The following is a 16122-nucleotide window of genomic DNA, read 5'->3' on the forward strand; positions in this document are numbered from 1 at the left end:
AGCGAGCCGTCGATTAGACGTCTCGCTGAGATGGGGGTTTTTCACGTTGTAACGGCGCCTTCCAATCGAACTCGTCCGGCACGTAGTCGAGCCCGCCCGAATGGAACGGTTGGCAACGCATGAGCCGGCGCGTCGTCAAATAACCACCTTTGAGTGCACCATGTTTCTCGATCGCCTCGATCCCATAATGCGAACAACTCGGATAAAACCGACACGTCGGTGGTTTCAACGGAGAAATGAAGCGTTGATACCCTTGAATCCCCCGGACTAACACTCGTTTCACGTTTCATCGCCTCCTGATTGATTACTGCCATGATAGCTCGACCGGTTCGACTTGTCATCCGTGACGTCTGCGACAATCCAGTGACAAGACGGTGTCACGTTTTTCCTTTGTTTTACAATTTGAGCACGAGAGGCGCTATTTGACGTATCATTTGTTATGATAGGCAACATGTACACGACCGAATCTATATGAAGAGGTGACGATTATGAATATTTTAATGGTAGGAGCAGGATCGATGAGCGAGTCACTCGTCCGCGGATGGTTAGCCTCAGGCCTGTCTCCTGAACAAATCACGATGACGAACCGGAGTGACCGGACACGTCTTACAGAACTTCACACTGAGCTCGGCGTGCAAATCGTCGACGAAGAGGATGTCAACGCGTATGACATTGTCGTCCTTGCGATGCAACCGGACGGGGTGCTTCCATATGTAAGCTCGAAGACGTGGACCACACCGCTCCTCGTCTCCGTAGCGGCTCATATCGAACCGAGCGAAATTGAAGAGGCGTCAGGTCTCCCTGCCGTCTGCGCGATGCCGAATACGCCAGTGGCTTATCAAAACGGGATGACCGGACTCTGGTTCGGACCCGAGACCGATGATACGGTCCGTGAAACGGCGACGGCGTTGTTTGAGCGTGTTGGTCGTACAGCTGTGACTGATGCGAAGACGATGTCGGCCTTTATGGCCGCCGCCGGTTGTAGCCCCGCTTTCTTTTACGAGATTGTCGGGTCGATGACACCGGTCTTGACGGAAGCAGGATTTGACGAAACGACAGCCCGTCAAATCGTCGCCCAAGCGATGAAAGGATCAGCTGAGCTTCTCCTCCATGAGACACGGCCGACGAACGACTTGATCGCAGATGTGGCCGCGCCGGACGGTCCGACCGATCGGGGTGTCGGTGTCCTTCGCACACGCGACTTGGCTGACGTCATGTCATCCGCACTACGTGAAAGCGCGAAAGAAGACCATGAAGCGATTGACGTACCGATTGAAAGAACGTAACCATTGAATGAAATGCCCGCTAGAAGTCGAACGTTACGTTCTGACGTCTAGCGGGTGTTTTTTCGTTTCCCTTCGTATGCTCGATAAGTCATAAAATCCACATATTATGGGAACTTCCAACGACAAAGGGCATGGTATGCTACTGATTGAGAACAATTATCATTTAATGAATATGGAGAGATCTCAATGCGTTCACTACTTGCCATTCCGTTGCATCAGCCTGTGTTCATATCCGATTTGACGAGAATTGATGATCGTCTGCGCCGTCGCATGATTGCTTTAGGGTTTTATGAGGGCTGTTCCATACGGATCAAACGTCGGGCCATCCTATCCGGACCGCTCACCATCGAACAAATCGAACATCAACAAATGATTGCGATTCGTCGTTGTGACGCCGAACAAATCGAGGTGATTGTCCCATGACCCAACGAATCGCCCTCATCGGGAACCCGAATACCGGAAAAACGTCATTGTTCAATCGATTGACAGGTTCTTTCGCCCACGTCGGAAACTGGTCCGGCGTCACCGTCGAACAGAAAGTCGGACAATTGCATGGCAACATCGGGCAGCTAATCGACTTGCCGGGTGTCTATGACTTAGACCCGCTGTCGGCTGACGAAGCGATCGTCTCGCGGTTCCTGTTACAGGAACCGTTCGATGGGCTGTTCAACATCATCGACGCCTCACAATTCGAACGCAATTTACAATTGACGCTCCAGCTGCTCGAAATGGGGCGCCCGCTCCAAATCGGATTGAACATGGTCGATGTCGCCGAAGGAAGAGGCATCACCATCAATTTAGAACGGTTGCGCGAACGGTTGAACGTCGATATTTTCCCCATCACAGCGCGCACCGGAGCCGGTTGTGATGTCCTTTTATCCTCGCTTCAATCGAAACCACGCGACCCGTTCATCCTTGATTACGGGCAAGATACCGAACGAGCGATTCAACAAATTTTGGACGCGACCGGCCGCTCCGACCGTGACCGCTGGGTCGCTGTCCAATACTTGGCTGGAAACCGTGTCATTTCCGAGCTACTTGAGTCTTCAGCACCAACCGTTCTCGCGATTCGAAAGACGTTGGAAATGAAACTCGGTCGCTTCGCTCATGCCCATATCACGGAACGAAGACGCGAGTGGACGAAAGACGTTCGTCAGCACGTCGTCGAGGAACGGAATACCCGGCGCGTCACGCTGACTGATCGCATCGATGCCGTCGTCACACATCCGATCTGGGGCTTACCGATTTTCTTCGCGGTGCTCTATAGCTTGTTCCATATCACGTTCAACTGGGTCGGCGCGCCCTTATCCGATGTATTGGATGGATTGTTGACCGGTCCCGTCACATCGGGAACGAGCTGGTTGTTACAAACGCTCGGGACCTCGTCCTTCATCCAGGCATTGATCATCGAAGGTGTGATCGCCGGTGTCGGTGGCGTCCTCGTCTTCGTACCGCAAATCTTTGTGCTCTTTTTCTTCATCTCATTCTTAGAGGACTCAGGGTATATGGCGCGCGTCGCCATCGTCATGGATCGTTTCATGCAACTCGTTGGACTGAACGGGAAAAGCTTCATCCCGATGATCATCGGCTTCGGCTGCAACGTCCCGGGTATCATGGCCGCCCGAACGATCGAGGAGGAGCGCGAACGGCTGGTGACGATATTCATTTCACCGTTCATGTCTTGCTCTGCACGTCTACCGATTTACGCCGTCTTTGCTGCTAGCTTTTTTGCATCGAATCAAGCGCTCGTCGTCCTGTCGCTCTATATGTTAGGAATCATCTTGGCATTGATCATCGCTAAAATTTTTACGTCCCTCTTGGCCGCAGAAGACCGAAATAGCCTCTTTATCGTCGAACAACCTCCTTACCGGGTCCCTCAGGGGTTGACGCTTTGGCGCAGCACGTGGCAAAAAGCAAAAGGGTTCGTCCGAAAAGCCGGTACGTTCATCTTTGGAGGTTCCGTCTTCATTTGGTTGCTCGCTTATTCCGGCCCAAATGGGTTCGACGTGCCGATGGACGAGAGTTTTCTCGCCATGGTCGGTGGCGTCATCGCGACGTTGTTGGTACCGCTCGGATTTGGGACATGGCAAGCGGGCGCTGCACTCATCACCGGTTTTTTGGCGAAAGAAGTCGTCGTTTCGACGATGGCGATCATCTATGCGGTCAGTGAATCCGATTTGTCGGCTTCATTATTTCCCGTGTTCACTCCGTTGAGCGCGTATAGCTTCATGGCGTTCGTCTTGCTTTATGTGCCGTGCCTGGCGACCGTTGCTGTCATTCGGCGTGAGGTAGGAAGCGCCAAGCTGACATGGGTCGCTAGCCTTTACGGATTAGGCGTGGCGTATGTCGTATCGTTGCTCATCTACCAAATCGGCCGTCTACTCGGATTTTCGTGACAAGGAGGAAATGAGATGTCTTTATTTGATCTATTGATTGGCCTTGGCGTCTTCGGATACGCCGTTTATGCGCTTTATCGATACACACGAAAAGCAAAAGCCGGGAAATGTGCCACTTGTGAGATCAAACCGACGTGCACATCATCCTGTGAGGCCGCCGACTGGGATCAACTCATCACCGAGGCTTTACGTTCCAACTCAAAAAAGTCATGACCTATACAAAAATGGACGGGCGCGTTTTTTGCGCCCGTCCATTTGTTCATTGAAAGATATGTAACACGGTGACGATGACGGCGACCATCAAAATCCCCGGCAATAGATTCGCGACGCGAATCCGAGTGATGCCGACCAAATTTAAACCGATTGCGACGATCATGACGCCGCCGGTCGCTGTCATTTCTAAAATAAAGTCATCCATGAGCGATTCAGGGATAAACTTCATGATTTGGATGGCGAGCAAGGCGATTGCCCCTTGGTATAAGAGAACCGGGACGGCCGAGAACATGACCCCAATCCCTAGCGTCGAGCTAAGGACGAGTGCCGTGAAGCCGTCAATCAATCCTTTTGTATAGAGGACATCATGGTCCCCACGCAATCCACTGTCGAGTGCACCGATGACCGCCATCGCCCCGATGACGAAGATGAGCGTCGCCGTGATGAAGCCTTCGGCGATACTCGACTTGCTCTTGCCGCCGAGTCGGCGTTCTAATTGATAGCCGACCTCGTTCAACTTCTCATCAAGTTTCCACCATTCGCCGAGCGCCGCCCCGATGACGAGACTGCCGATGACGATTAAAAAGTTCTCACTCTTCATCCCCATTTGAATCCCCAGCAAGACGACGGCGAGACCGATGGCTGCGGTGACCGTCTCTTTCATTCGTTCGGGGATGCGGTGAAATAAAAGTCCAAGTAATGTGCCAATCACGATCAACGCCGCGTTGACGATTGTTCCGGTTAAGACCATCGTATAACTCCCCGTTTCTGTATGTATTGAGAGGAATATACCAACTGTGTATGTAGACTGTCAATTGAAAGAAAAACAAAAAAAGCCACTTCTCGCAAGAAGTGGCGTCGCGGAAACCCACGTTCCTATGGGTTTCGCATCGGGTTTGGCACCCAAGTGATTCTGACTGGGCTCGAACCAGCGACCTCTACCCTGTCAAGGTAGCGCTCTCCCAGCTGAGCTACAGAATCAGGTCGTGTCCTCTCTTAAGGACACTATTAATATATCAAGAAACTAATGCCTTGGCAACTGTTTTTTAAAACTTTTTTTACTTTTTTTCAACGCGTCATTTCTTCCCGTTTCATATGGCGGCATAACCGCTCTAAATCACCGGCATATACCGAGACGAGCATGCCTTGATACTCGGTGTCACGGTCCCAATGCAATCCGTTCGCTTTCGCGACTCGTTGCGATGGGACGTTATCCGGATGAATCAAGGAAATGATCTCTTTCTCACCTTCTTCGAACGCATGACGCATAAGGCGAGCCGCTGCCTCGCGTCCGTAGCCCATATGCCAATGCTTCGGCGCCAACCAATATCCGACTTCAAGTTCAATCGTGCCGTCGAGTTCATGGAGCAACGTGCCGGCATGACCGATCGGCTCGTCATTTTCATGCGACATCAATTTGAGCAACCCGGTTTGACGACCCGTCTGATAGCGGGCCAACTGGCGCTCGAACCATTCGATCGTCTGTTCATCCGTATATGGCTTTCCGTCCGGGCTAATGAAACGCATCACGCGCGGATCTTGGAGTAGCGATTTCACGAAATAAAAATCAGCAATCGTGTAAGGTTCGAGTCGTAGACGCTCGGATTGCAGTTTGATATGACTCATCGTCCCCGCCCCTTTCGTTCACAGTCTGAACTATTCAATTCCCGTTTTTATTCGAAGCTAATCCTGATCACGCGACAACTTTCAATCCGATGACGCTTCCGATAATAAGCAATAAGAAGAAGATGCGCCACCGGTCCCGGGATTCGTTCAAGTACAGCATGCCGAGCACGACCCCGCCGGCCGCCCCAATCCCGACCCAAATCGAATACGCCAATCCGAGCGGGAGCGTCTCGAGCGAACGCGACAATAAATAAAAGCTTAAGGCAAACGTTCCGACCGACAAGATCGACCATTTAACAATCTGATAGCCTTTTGATTTACCCATCCAAAAGACGGCCATCATCTCAGCAAGACCCGCACCAATCAAAAATACCCAACTCATGCCGACTCACCTCCCGTCACTTGTTTCAGTCCGACCACACCGATCAGAAGCGTGATGATAAAGACGAGCTTCATCCCGGTGAGCGCCTCGTCGAACAAGAGCGCCCCGACGATGACCGTTCCGACGGCTCCGATGCCGGTAAAGACGGCGTACCCCGTCCCGGCCGGTAAGGTGCGGAACGACATCGCCAACAATCCAAAACTCACAATCAATAATAGAATCGTCATCACGCTCGGACCGAGCACCGTGAACCCGTTCGACAGCTTCATCGTCGTCGCCCAAACGATTTCGAGCAGACCGGCGAGCACGAGCCAAACCCAGGCTAGTTGATCTTGTTTCATGTCCAACCGACTCCTTTCTTAAAAATCGTGAATGCGGCCCGTTGCCGTTTGACGCGATTCGTCTCAAGCTTGAAGAGCGAAAGAAGCGCCCCGTCTAGAAAACAATAGTACGCGTCATACACGTCCTCGAGTGACTGTTCGGGTAAGGCGCCTTGTTCCATCGCCAATCGAAACTGTTCTTTCTCGAACGCTTGCAATTCCGTCTCGACCGAACCGAGCGTCGTCTCGATGAACGATCGCAACTCGGGCGGTGGGACGAGCAACATCCGCTTCGTCAGCATCCACGTCTCTTCCTCTTCAAAGAAGCGAATCAACGCCTCGACGATCGCCTCGATCCGCTCGAGCGGCGCAGCGTCAACGGAAGCGTCCCGTGCCTCCTGCCAGATGTGTGCATAACGGTTCCCCATGTCCTCGACGACTTGCTTGAACAATTGTTCTTTCCCTTCGATATGGGCGTATAGCGACGCCTTTTTGATGCCGACATCCTCAGCGAGCGAGGCGAGCGACAAGCCTTCATATCCTTCAAGCGCAAACCGGCGCCGCGCCGCCAGTTCGATTCGTTGTTTCGTATTCATCACAGATCGTCCCCTTTCTCTCTCACTACCTTACCTAACGAACGGTAGGTAGTCAAGTGTACGGATTGCATTCCCCGGTTCCACCCGGCAAAATGGAGAAAGTGAATGGGAAAGGAGCGCTTTATATGCTTGAGCAATTCAGCTTTACGTTACCGACCGAGACGACACGCGGCCGGAAACGGATCGTCCGCGTCTATCGTCCCGACTTTGTTTCGGCTGACGAGCGGATCCCGGTCCTCTATATGCACGACGGTCAAAACGTGTTCGACGGCAAGACCGCCACAATCGGCGAAGGTTGGTCGATCGACCGCCACATCGAGGACTTACAATTGCCGCTCATGGTCGTCGCCATCGCGAGTGCCCCAGACTGGCTCGACCGCTACGATGAGTATTCATTTTATGAGGATGAGATGCTATACCGGCGGATCGGACCGGAACTCGCCAAGACACGGCCCACGCTCGGGGGTAAAGGGCGTGCTTACGCCGACTGGCTCATGCAAGAGTTGAAGCCGTGGATTGATGAGCGCTACGCGACCGACCCGGACGACGTCGGCGTGATGGGCAGCTCGATGGGCGGGGTCATCTCGCTCTATATGATGACGGCCTATCCGTCCATCCGGCGCGTCGGCTCGCTCTCGACAGCCGCTTGGGCCAATCTCGACTCCCTCATTCGGGAAGTGAAGCAGGCCGATGTGACGGCGCGTCTCTATATGGACATCGGGACGAACGAGACGAGCGGACCGATCACGCCCGAGGATTACCTTTATACGAATGCGAAACTCGTCGAGACGGTCGCGCGAACAGGGATCGCCTTCCGCTATGAAGTCGAGCCCGGTGCCGTCCATAACGAGATCGCGTGGCGGCGTCGGCTACCGAACGCCCTCGCCTTCCTCTATGAATTGACATGAAAAAAGAGACGAATTCCACGAAGGGATTCGTCTCTTGCTTGATTAAATGACCCAGTTGCCGTCACGCATGATGGCTTCGCGTGAACCGTCTTCGAGTTCGCCGTCGATGTTCATCTCGGCCGAGCCGATCATGAAGTCGACGTGTGTCATCGAGTCGTTCGCACCGTTCTCGGCGAGCTCTTCGGCTGACATTTGCGGTCCGCCTTCGAGACATGTCGAGTACGCGCGTCCGAGCGCCAAGTGGCACGATGCGTTTTCGTCGAACAACGTGTTATAGAAAAGGAGACCCGAGTTCGAGATTGGTGAGTCGTCCGGCACGAGCGCGACTTCTCCGATACGACGCGCCCCTTCATCGAGGTTCAACAACTCATCGAGTGCCTGTTGTCCTTGTTTCGCTTCCGCCTTCACGACTTTCCCGCCTTCGAACCAGAGCGTGAACCCATCGATCAAATTGCCGCTATAGCTGAGCGGTTTCGTGCTCGACACGTGACCTTCGACCGAATCTTTATCGGCGAGCGTGAACACTTCTTCGGTCGGCATGTTGGCGATGAAATCGACACCGTCGATGTTCGGACCACCGCCGCCAAGGAAGACGTGTTTCTTCGGCAAACCGATCGTCAGCTCCGTGCCCGGTGCTTTATAATGGAGCTTCGTGTACTTCTTGTTCGTGAGTAACGTCGCGCGTTCACGGAGCGATGCGTCATGCGTATCCCACGCCGCGACCACATCCGGTTGGTCCATGCGTGTCGCTTCGAAAATCGCTTTCCAAAGGGCTGGTACGGCATCTTCACGGTCTGGGAAGACTTTCTTCGCCCATGCTTCCGAAGCGCCAGCAACGATTGACCAGCTGACATTGTCGCTCATGACATATTTGCGCCATTTCGCGAGCGCCACGCCGGCAGCACGGTTCGAGTCCGCGATGCGTGACGACTCGACGCCGTTCAGTGCGTCCGGGTCGTCGCTGACGATCGATAGGAATGCCGTCTTCTCTTCGGCCAATTGCTCAAAGCGGGCCTTGAGCCATTCCGGGTATTCTTTGAAGGCATCCGCTGGGGCGTTGAAGTAACGGACTTTCGTCGTCTCTTCGTCGCTCCAGTTGACATACACTTGTTTCGCGCCAGCCGCGTAAGCTGCTTTCACGATTTGACGGACGAGCGGTGCTTGGCTAATATCAGCTCGGACTTCGAGCTGTTGGCCCGGCTGAATGTTGACGCCTTTTTTGACGGCAAGCTCAGCGTAGCGGGCAAATTCTGCCTCAGTCGGCATGGTTACAGTAGACATATGTACAGTTCCTCCTTTTTCACTTATTTCTATTTTCTTAAATTTTCGGAAAAGTTGCAACCAAATCGCAAAAACGGGCATATTAGTAGATGAAGACAGAAGGAGGAATATACATGTCAGATTGGAAAACAACGTACACACACTTTTTAACGAGCGCGACCGAGGACTATACCGACAATGAAACATTAGGTGACCTTTTGGTCCAAGGCGAACTCGCTCTCGCTAAAGTGACGGTCGACGTCGCTTCAAACGAGATTAGCAATATCGAGCGCGAAGAAGAACTGACGCTCTACTTCCAAATGAAACAGTTACTCAACATGTTGCGTGCCGTCTATAATCACCAGTTCGAGATGCAGCCGGACAAACAACATGCCCTCGTTGCGGCCGTCTTATACTTCGTATCCCCATTCGATGCGATTCCGGACGACGCCCCACTCGGCTTATTCGATGACGCTCAAGTCATCGATTACGTACACGAGCAACTCGCAAGCGATATCGACCGCTTCCACAACGAATTGTAATCGTTCGGCGCTTGAAATTCCGCCATCGTCGGAGTACGCTTGAGTGAGTTTATATCAAAGGGGGCGTATGGCGCCTAGCCATTATTTATGTACGCAAAAACTAGAAAACGGATCGCCGTCGAGACGACTTTGTTCATCATCGCCGGAACGATCTTACAATCGATCTTTGTCGGTCTACTGCTCAAACCAAACGAGATTGGGTCCGGGGGCATCGTCGGGATCACATTGATCGTCAATGAATTGTTCAACACGCCAATCGGATTCACACAACTCGTGTTGAATATCCCGCTCTTCATCGTCGGGATTAAATATCTCGGAAAACGGTTCATCCTCATGACCGGCCTTGTCGTCGTCTTGTCATCCATCTTGATCGACACGCTGCCCGTGCTCATCCCGCCGACCCCGCTCGACGATCCGCTCGTCGCCTCGGTGTTCAGTGGAATCGTCTCCGGGCTCGGGCTCGCCCTGTTATTGTTCGCAGGCGCTTCTACCGGCGGACTCGATATTCTCGGGAAAGTCATTTACACGAACAATCGGAACTTATCACTCCCGAAAATCTTTTTGACACAAGATATCATCGTCTACATTCTCGTGTTCATCACGTTCGACATTAAAGCCGTCATGTACGCGCTCGTGCTCAGTTTCGTCCGATCGCGGACGCTGTTGACAATCCACCGCTTCTTCTCGGCGCAAAAACAGTGCTTCATCATCTGTCAAAAAGCCGATGAGATCAACCTCGTCATCAAGCAGAACTTGAAACGCGGCGTCACGATCATGGACGCGATCGGCGGTTACTCGAACGATTCGAAGAAGATGTTGTATGTCGTCGTACAGAACAACGAGATTCCGAAACTGCGTCAAATCGTCTCCGAGATTGATTCGGAAGCGTTCGTCACCGTCTCGGAAATCGATTCAGTCGTCGGTAACTTTAAGGAACATTCCTATACGCTTTAATCGACAGCAGCTTGCTGTCGATTTTTTTGTGTAATAAATGCATCCACAATCCGATAATAATGATGAGCCTCTTAGACATATACAGAAGGAGGTGCATGAGTTGTCCAACCACTCGTTGCGCCAAACAGTCCCCGCTTTGCTCGTCGGGACCTTTTTTCTCGGCCTTTTATTGATCCTGTTCACCCCTTATGACTTGAGGGAGACGAGTTTATTCGTCTATTTCACGGTGGTCACGCTCACAGCGACCGCCTTCAGCATTACCGCCGTCTTGCGGAATCGCGGAATGCGCCGGTACATCCATTTACTGGTTAGCGCCGGCAATGTTTGTTTCATCGCCTATTTGGTCGGTCATCGCTTCGTCATGTCGACCGGAATCGAGCTTATGCCATTTATTCAAAACTTCTTTTATTTGATCATGTCATTGATCGTCATCACCCAGTCGATTGAGATTCGGACATTGAAACTGCGAACGTTTGATATCTTCGCCTTGCTCAGTTTTCTGTTGATTGGCGCTCTGCATCTGTTCATTTATTCGAGCGAGAACGGAAGTTATGCCGCCAACTTGAATGGGTTTGAAGAGCAGATGGTGTTGATCAGCCTGTACATGATGCTCGGCTTTCTCTATTTGAATCGAATCACTTCGGCCGGTCAGAGCTTCCGCGTGCTCTTATTGATCGGCGTTCTCGGATTCACGACCGCTTCGATCGTGAACCAGTTGCTCCTCTTCAACGGCATCGGCCATGAGCTGGTGCACTTGCTTCAAGTGAGCAGTATTTTCATCATTTCCATCAGTTACGTGTTTGACGAATCGACCGAGGACGCCCTCGTCCATGATTCCGTATTCGATTACGTCGTCTATAGCACGATCGTCATGCTGTTCATGCTCGCCTCCGACCGGTTGCTCGGTACATCCGTGCTCGACTCGATGACGGCGAACGCCGTCTTATTGCTGCTCATTCGTCAGTTCGTCGTCGCCAAGCAAAACGCCTTGATCAGCCACCGCTTACATACCGTCAATACCGACCTCGAAGTCGCAGTGACGACGAAAGCGCATGAACTTGAAATCCGGGAACAACAGTATCGATCGCTGTTCGCCTACCATGCCGAACCGATTTTCTTGTTCGATCTTCACGGCGAAGTCTTGTCTGTGAACGAAGCCGGGAGCTCCGTACTCGGTCATGACACAGAAACGCTCATCGGCTCCAACATATTAGATATCATCGAACAAAAAGACCGGTCCGCCTACGCGACGGTGTTGCATGATTTAAAGAACGGTCGTCCGCGCACGCTCGACGTCGATGTCGTCACCGAGGACGGGTCGAAACGGGTATGGCAGTTGATGAACATCCCGATGATCATCGACGGTGAAGTCGAAGGCATTTATGCAATCGTCAAAGACATCACTCAAATGATCGTCCAACAAGAACAAATCTACTATCAGGCGAACCACGACAGCCTGACCGGGCTACACAACCGTTATGCGCTGCAAGAACAGATCGAACGGCTCATCGCCGAAGGGCGACCGTTCTCGCTCATGTTCTCAGACCTTGACGGTTTTAAAGAAATCAATGACCAGTTCGGCCATCATATGGGTGACGAGTTGTTGCAACATATCGGCAAACGACTCCGAGGCGCCTTATTACCGAACGAGTATGCAGGACGCCTCGGCGGTGACGAGTTCATCGTCGTCGCTGAACACGGGGACGATGAGATGCTCGTCGAACGGTTGCGACGCTTCGTCTATCGCCCACCTTATTTTATGGGCGGGACGCTCGTCGAGATCCATGCGTCGATTGGGATTGTCCGCTATCCCGATCACGGGTCAACGCTCAAACACCTGCTCTCCAACGCAGACCTCGCGATGTATAAAGCAAAGGACAAAGGACGCAACGAGACCGTCCTATTCGCACCGGAGCTACGTGCGGATAAGGAAGAGCGTAAGCTGTTGATGGAAGGACTCGACACCGCCCTTGAAAAAGGCGAGATCTCGCTTTACCTCCAACCTCAAGTCGATGCCTCAACGAAAGCCATCATCGGGGCCGAGGCACTCATGCGCTGGCAACGTGACGGCGTCTTCATCCCGCCGAGCCAATTCATCCCGATTGCTGAAGAGACGGGCCACATCCACGATCTCGGTCGCTGGATGATTCATGAGACGTTCCAATTGATGTACGCCTTCGAGCAAGGCGACATCAATTTGCCAAAATTGTCGGTCAACCTATCCGTCCGTCAATTGTTCGATGAACATTTAATCGAGTATTTGACGACTTTGTTTGAGCGGTTCCCGATTGAACCGAGCCGACTCAACTTCGAGTTGACCGAGACCGTCGCCGCCCACCATTCCGACCGCGTGTTGACCCGGATCCTCGAACTCAAGGCGCTCGGCATCAAACTGTCGATCGATGACTTCGGGACCGGCTACAGCTCGCTCGCCTACCTCGTCCGCTATCCAATCGATGAGCTGAAAATCCCGCGCGAGTTCACGATGCAACTCGAAGAGAACCGGGAGTATCAAACCGTCACCGCGACGATCGTCGCCATGGCCCGACAACTTGGGATGGCACTCGTCGCCGAAGGGGTCGAGACAGAATATCAAGAGAATTTCTTACGAAAGATCGGCTGTGATTCGATGCAAGGGTATCGCTATGCGAAGCCGATGCCGCTCGATGAGTTTGTCATCTACTACATGAAGCAGACGATGTGACAAAAAATGCCCCGAATCGGTTTACCGGTTCGGGGCATTTGCTTATTTCATCTCATAAATTTTGACTTCGCCCGGCTTCAAATCGACCCACAGGTCCCAATTCTCATCGAACGAGTGCTCGGCATACGGCCATGACGTCGGTGAGTAGACCATCTCGGCGAAACGGCTTGCGTTCCAGTTACGGCGGCGCACCCCGTCGAGCGGGACTTTCCCCTGCAGCGGATGATGCATGCTCGTGTTGGCAACGACAAGGAGCGTCTCGTTCGTATCCGGACGCAGCCAAGCGAGGCCGATGAACGGCGCATCCATGTACGTCATCGCGAGCGGTTCGAAATGACTCGGGTTGACGAGGACGTCCAACCAACGACGACGCACTTCGGCAACTTGATGCATGAGTTCGATCATCTCGTCTCGTTCCGGGTGATCCCAATGGAACTGATACGCGTCGAAGAAGGCGAGCTTACCAAAGTACGGATCGGTCGGGAAGAGTTGGTACGCTTCTTCCGGGCGGCAGTCGAGCCCGGTGTTCATCGGTTGCGTCTCATACAGTTCGAGCCCCGAGTTCGTCATCGGGACCCCGTTCGGCACGAAGCCGTTCAACACAGTGAGCAAGCGACTCGCTTGCCGTCCCCCGTCCCGTGTCGCCACGCGGCGCGTGTCCGCTGTCTCTCCGGCCGCGAACACCGGCAACGGTAAGAAACGTGAGTCATAAATGAACTGGTGTGTCTCATGCGTATCGAATCGAGGTTCTTTATAGAACCCGTAGCCGATAATCATGTTATAGCCCGCTTCTTTCGCTGCCCACGCTCCGATTTCGATCAATTCTTCAGCGATGAAACTGAAGTTGGCGTCGAGTGCGCGTGGCTGTTGAAGGATTCGTTGTGCCAAATCGACCGGCAAGGCGTGACCCATATCGATGCGGGCCCCATCGATTCCAAATTCGCGCTGGTAGTGCGGGATGATATCGGCGAGCATCGCCCATAGCGGCTCATTGATTTGATCGCCCCGGAATTGATTCGACTTGATCGAATCGAACAGAATGTACGGAGCCAAGTTCGCCTCGCTGACGTAAGGCGCTGCCGCTGTCGGATGATCGAGAAACAGACGGAAGTATGTGACGTCCGACCATGGCGGTTGCGGGTCATTGATACAATCCGAAAAAGCTGGAGCGGTCGTCAAACCGAACTCACGCTCGATGACCGCGAGTAAGTTCTCTTCCGGGTGCTCGAGCAAGTACGTCTTCACCGTCTCCCACTTGTCCGCGTCAACGAGGTTCGGCGCCATCGAGAAGCGACGCAAATGCGCCCATACGTCTTCCGACCCGTAAATCATTGGCAAGAAAGCGTGCTCTGGTTTTACGTTTTCTCCGATACCAGGCACGTGCGGCGGGTGATAGTAGTCGAGTTCCGTCACCGGGATCCAGTAAAACCATTCCGGGTTTTCTAGAATGAGACGGTTGTCACGGGCGCATGTGCGCGGGATGACATCGATGACGACACGAATCCCGACCATATGGCACGCCTCGACGAACGCGGCGAACTCTTCTTCGACCGTCAACCCGTCTCCCGTCAACGTCTCTTTCAGTTCTTCATCGATTCCAAAGAAGTCTTGCACGGCATAAGGAGAACCAAATTCGCCTTTTTTATTTTTGTGGCTATGTTGCGAGATCGGCAATAGGAACAACGTGTCAATTCCCATATAAAGCAAGTGCGGGATTAGCGCGAGCGTTTTGACGAACGTTCCCGTGTCCTTCATCCCGACCGAGTTCTCCATCTCGACATAACCTGAACCATCATGATCCCATGACGTCGAGGTCCGGACTTGCATCGAATAGACGGAGGCACGCTTGATCCAATCGCCGCCCGTTTGAAGATATCCATCCGCTTGGGCGACCGACTGATGATAATCCCGTCCGTCGACCGCATGCGGGAGAATCGCTTTTTCAATCGTCTCGATTAAAAAATCGTAAGGATTGACCCGTTCGACGCCATCTCGGACAGGCTCTGAAGGGAATTGCAGGCGGTTCCACAAGGCCGGAATGTCGTATTCCATGTTCGTTCGTTTTTCTTTCAAGACCTGGTGTAACTTGTGTAACGATGAGTTCTCTGGCATGTGTATTCTCCTTATGAATGAAATCGTTCCTCATTTCATTGTAAACGATAACAAGAAACGCTTTACTATATATTTATACCTTTACCCGAAATTTTCCTTTTCCAAAAAAATATTTTGCGACGAAATCGGTAAATATTGTACGATTGTATGGAAGGAGGGATGACCGTGTCCCAACAGAAATGGCTGACCTTACTCATCTTGTTATCACTTTTATCCGCGCTAATCCTGGCGGGTTTTGGGTTTCAACTTCGAGACACGAGACATCAACTCGAGTCGATTCATAGTCAACGCCTCGATTCCTATGATGCCATCGAAGAGATCATGTATTTTAACATTGAACGAGCCAACGCCATTCGCGGGTTGCTCGCCTACGAAGACCGGCGTTTTTTAGAATCGTATTACAGTATGTCCCAGCAAGCTGAAGAGTTGAAGACTTCGATCACGAACGACCCGCGCACACCGAGCTCGCTGATTGATTTGCTTTACCGTGACGGAATATGGGAGCAAGGCGCCGCCGAAGTGCTTGTCTTTTATGAGCGCGGCGATCTCGAGGCCGCGACCGAGCTAGCCGAGACGATGACCGATCAGCGCCAAACGATCCTCGAAGATTTGCGCGCATTGAAGAAACTACAGTATGAAGACATCCGCAAACAACTCGTCGCGACCGAGAATCAAATCGATGTGTTGATTCAAGCCCTCACGTCGATTGCCATCTTGCTCATCGCCGCACTGCTCGTTTTGCTGTTTCTCCTCTTCAAAACACGAAAAAAAGACCGTCTCCAATGAGACGATCCCTCGACCTCAATTTCCATTGTGAGGTCTT

The 16122-nt window shown here is 52.5% G+C and carries 17 protein-coding genes and 1 tRNA gene; 9 read left to right on the forward strand and 9 right to left on the reverse strand.

Features of this window, described 5'->3' with window-relative positions:
* Positions 1 to 13 precede the first annotated feature (13 nt).
* Positions 14 to 283, reverse strand: a complete 270-nt coding sequence (gene yidD / locus KNP60_RS12705) for a membrane protein insertion efficiency factor YidD (protein ID WP_034781204.1) — start codon at positions 281 to 283, stop codon at positions 14 to 16.
* Positions 284 to 488: 205 nt separating this feature from the next.
* Between yidD and KNP60_RS12710 the strand changes: the two genes are divergently transcribed.
* From KNP60_RS12710 to KNP60_RS12725, 4 genes are all read left to right on the forward strand, one after another.
* A complete protein-coding gene (locus KNP60_RS12710) occupies positions 489 to 1286 on the forward strand; it encodes a pyrroline-5-carboxylate reductase family protein (protein WP_214797607.1) in 798 nt (265 codons plus the stop codon).
* Between the two features lie 186 nt (positions 1287 to 1472).
* Positions 1473 to 1709 carry a FeoA family protein gene (locus tag KNP60_RS12715; protein WP_214754283.1) on the forward strand — a complete coding sequence of 79 codons (237 nt, stop codon included), beginning with the start codon at positions 1473 to 1475 and terminating at the stop codon, positions 1707 to 1709.
* The gene (gene feoB, locus KNP60_RS12720) at positions 1706 to 3682 is read left to right on the forward strand and encodes a ferrous iron transport protein B (protein ID WP_214797608.1); all 1977 of its coding nucleotides are present in this window, start codon (positions 1706 to 1708) and stop codon (positions 3680 to 3682) included. Before KNP60_RS12715 ends, feoB begins: the two co-directional genes overlap by 4 nt.
* Positions 3683 to 3697: 15 nt before the next feature.
* Positions 3698 to 3895 (forward strand): FeoB-associated Cys-rich membrane protein, encoded by a 198-nt coding sequence (locus KNP60_RS12725; RefSeq protein ID WP_214797609.1) that lies wholly within the window; start codon positions 3698 to 3700, stop codon positions 3893 to 3895.
* Between the two features lie 46 nt (positions 3896 to 3941).
* Here the strand turns inward: KNP60_RS12725 and KNP60_RS12730 are convergent, their stop codons facing one another.
* The 6 genes from KNP60_RS12730 to KNP60_RS12755 all read right to left on the reverse strand — a co-directional run bounded on the left by KNP60_RS12730 (position 3942) and on the right by KNP60_RS12755 (position 6819).
* Positions 3942 to 4646 (reverse strand): DUF554 domain-containing protein, encoded by a 705-nt coding sequence (locus KNP60_RS12730; RefSeq protein ID WP_034781214.1) that lies wholly within the window; start codon positions 4644 to 4646, stop codon positions 3942 to 3944.
* A gap of 157 nt (positions 4647 to 4803) precedes the next feature.
* Positions 4804 to 4876, reverse strand: a tRNA-Val gene (locus KNP60_RS12735).
* A gap of 87 nt (positions 4877 to 4963) precedes the next feature.
* A complete protein-coding gene (locus KNP60_RS12740; protein WP_029596076.1) occupies positions 4964 to 5521 on the reverse strand; it encodes a GNAT family N-acetyltransferase in 558 nt (185 codons plus the stop codon).
* Between the two features lie 67 nt (positions 5522 to 5588).
* Positions 5589 to 5903 carry a DMT family transporter gene (locus KNP60_RS12745; RefSeq protein WP_021065258.1) on the reverse strand — a complete coding sequence of 105 codons (315 nt, stop codon included), beginning with the start codon at positions 5901 to 5903 and terminating at the stop codon, positions 5589 to 5591.
* Positions 5900 to 6244, reverse strand: coding sequence for a DMT family transporter (locus KNP60_RS12750; protein ID WP_167491846.1), 345 nt, complete (start codon positions 6242 to 6244; stop codon positions 5900 to 5902). The genes KNP60_RS12745 and KNP60_RS12750 overlap by 4 nt, the downstream gene beginning before the upstream one ends.
* Complete coding sequence (locus tag KNP60_RS12755; protein ID WP_214797610.1) at positions 6241 to 6819, reverse strand: TetR/AcrR family transcriptional regulator; 579 nt, start codon at positions 6817 to 6819, stop codon at positions 6241 to 6243. Before KNP60_RS12755 ends, KNP60_RS12750 begins: the two co-directional genes overlap by 4 nt.
* A 125-nt stretch (positions 6820 to 6944) precedes the next feature.
* On the opposite strand from KNP60_RS12755, the gene KNP60_RS12760 reads away from it, so the two are divergent.
* Complete coding sequence (locus KNP60_RS12760; protein ID WP_138859981.1) at positions 6945 to 7727, forward strand: alpha/beta hydrolase; 783 nt, start codon at positions 6945 to 6947, stop codon at positions 7725 to 7727.
* A gap of 42 nt (positions 7728 to 7769) precedes the next feature.
* Here KNP60_RS12760 and KNP60_RS12765 read toward each other — a convergent pair whose 3' ends face one another.
* The gene (locus tag KNP60_RS12765; protein WP_200860057.1) at positions 7770 to 9008 is read right to left on the reverse strand and encodes an aminopeptidase; all 1239 of its coding nucleotides are present in this window, start codon (positions 9006 to 9008) and stop codon (positions 7770 to 7772) included.
* A gap of 113 nt (positions 9009 to 9121) precedes the next feature.
* Between KNP60_RS12765 and KNP60_RS12770 the strand changes: the two genes are divergently transcribed.
* From KNP60_RS12770 to KNP60_RS12780, 3 genes are all read left to right on the forward strand, one after another.
* Entirely contained in the window at positions 9122 to 9529 is a 408-nt protein-coding gene (locus KNP60_RS12770; protein ID WP_034781220.1) for a YkvA family protein, read from the forward strand.
* Between the two features lie 87 nt (positions 9530 to 9616).
* Entirely contained in the window at positions 9617 to 10483 is an 867-nt protein-coding gene (locus tag KNP60_RS12775) for a YitT family protein (protein ID WP_214797611.1), read from the forward strand.
* Positions 10484 to 10583: 100 nt separating this feature from the next.
* Positions 10584 to 13187: a putative bifunctional diguanylate cyclase/phosphodiesterase gene (locus KNP60_RS12780; protein ID WP_214797612.1), complete on the forward strand. Its 2604-nt coding sequence runs from the start codon at positions 10584 to 10586 to the stop codon at positions 13185 to 13187.
* Positions 13188 to 13229: 42 nt separating this feature from the next.
* Here KNP60_RS12780 and KNP60_RS12785 read toward each other — a convergent pair whose 3' ends face one another.
* Positions 13230 to 15299, reverse strand: coding sequence for an alpha-amylase family protein (locus KNP60_RS12785; RefSeq protein WP_251131400.1), 2070 nt, complete (start codon positions 15297 to 15299; stop codon positions 13230 to 13232).
* A gap of 159 nt (positions 15300 to 15458) precedes the next feature.
* Between KNP60_RS12785 and KNP60_RS12790 the strand changes: the two genes are divergently transcribed.
* On the forward strand, positions 15459 to 16085 hold the full coding sequence (locus KNP60_RS12790; protein WP_214797613.1) for a hypothetical protein: 627 nt from the start codon (positions 15459 to 15461) through the stop codon (positions 16083 to 16085).
* Positions 16086 to 16122: the final 37 nt, after the last annotated feature.

Source organism: Exiguobacterium sp. s5 (assembly GCF_018618075.1).
Lineage (GTDB): Bacteria > Bacillota > Bacilli > Exiguobacteriales > Exiguobacteriaceae > Exiguobacterium > Exiguobacterium mexicanum_A.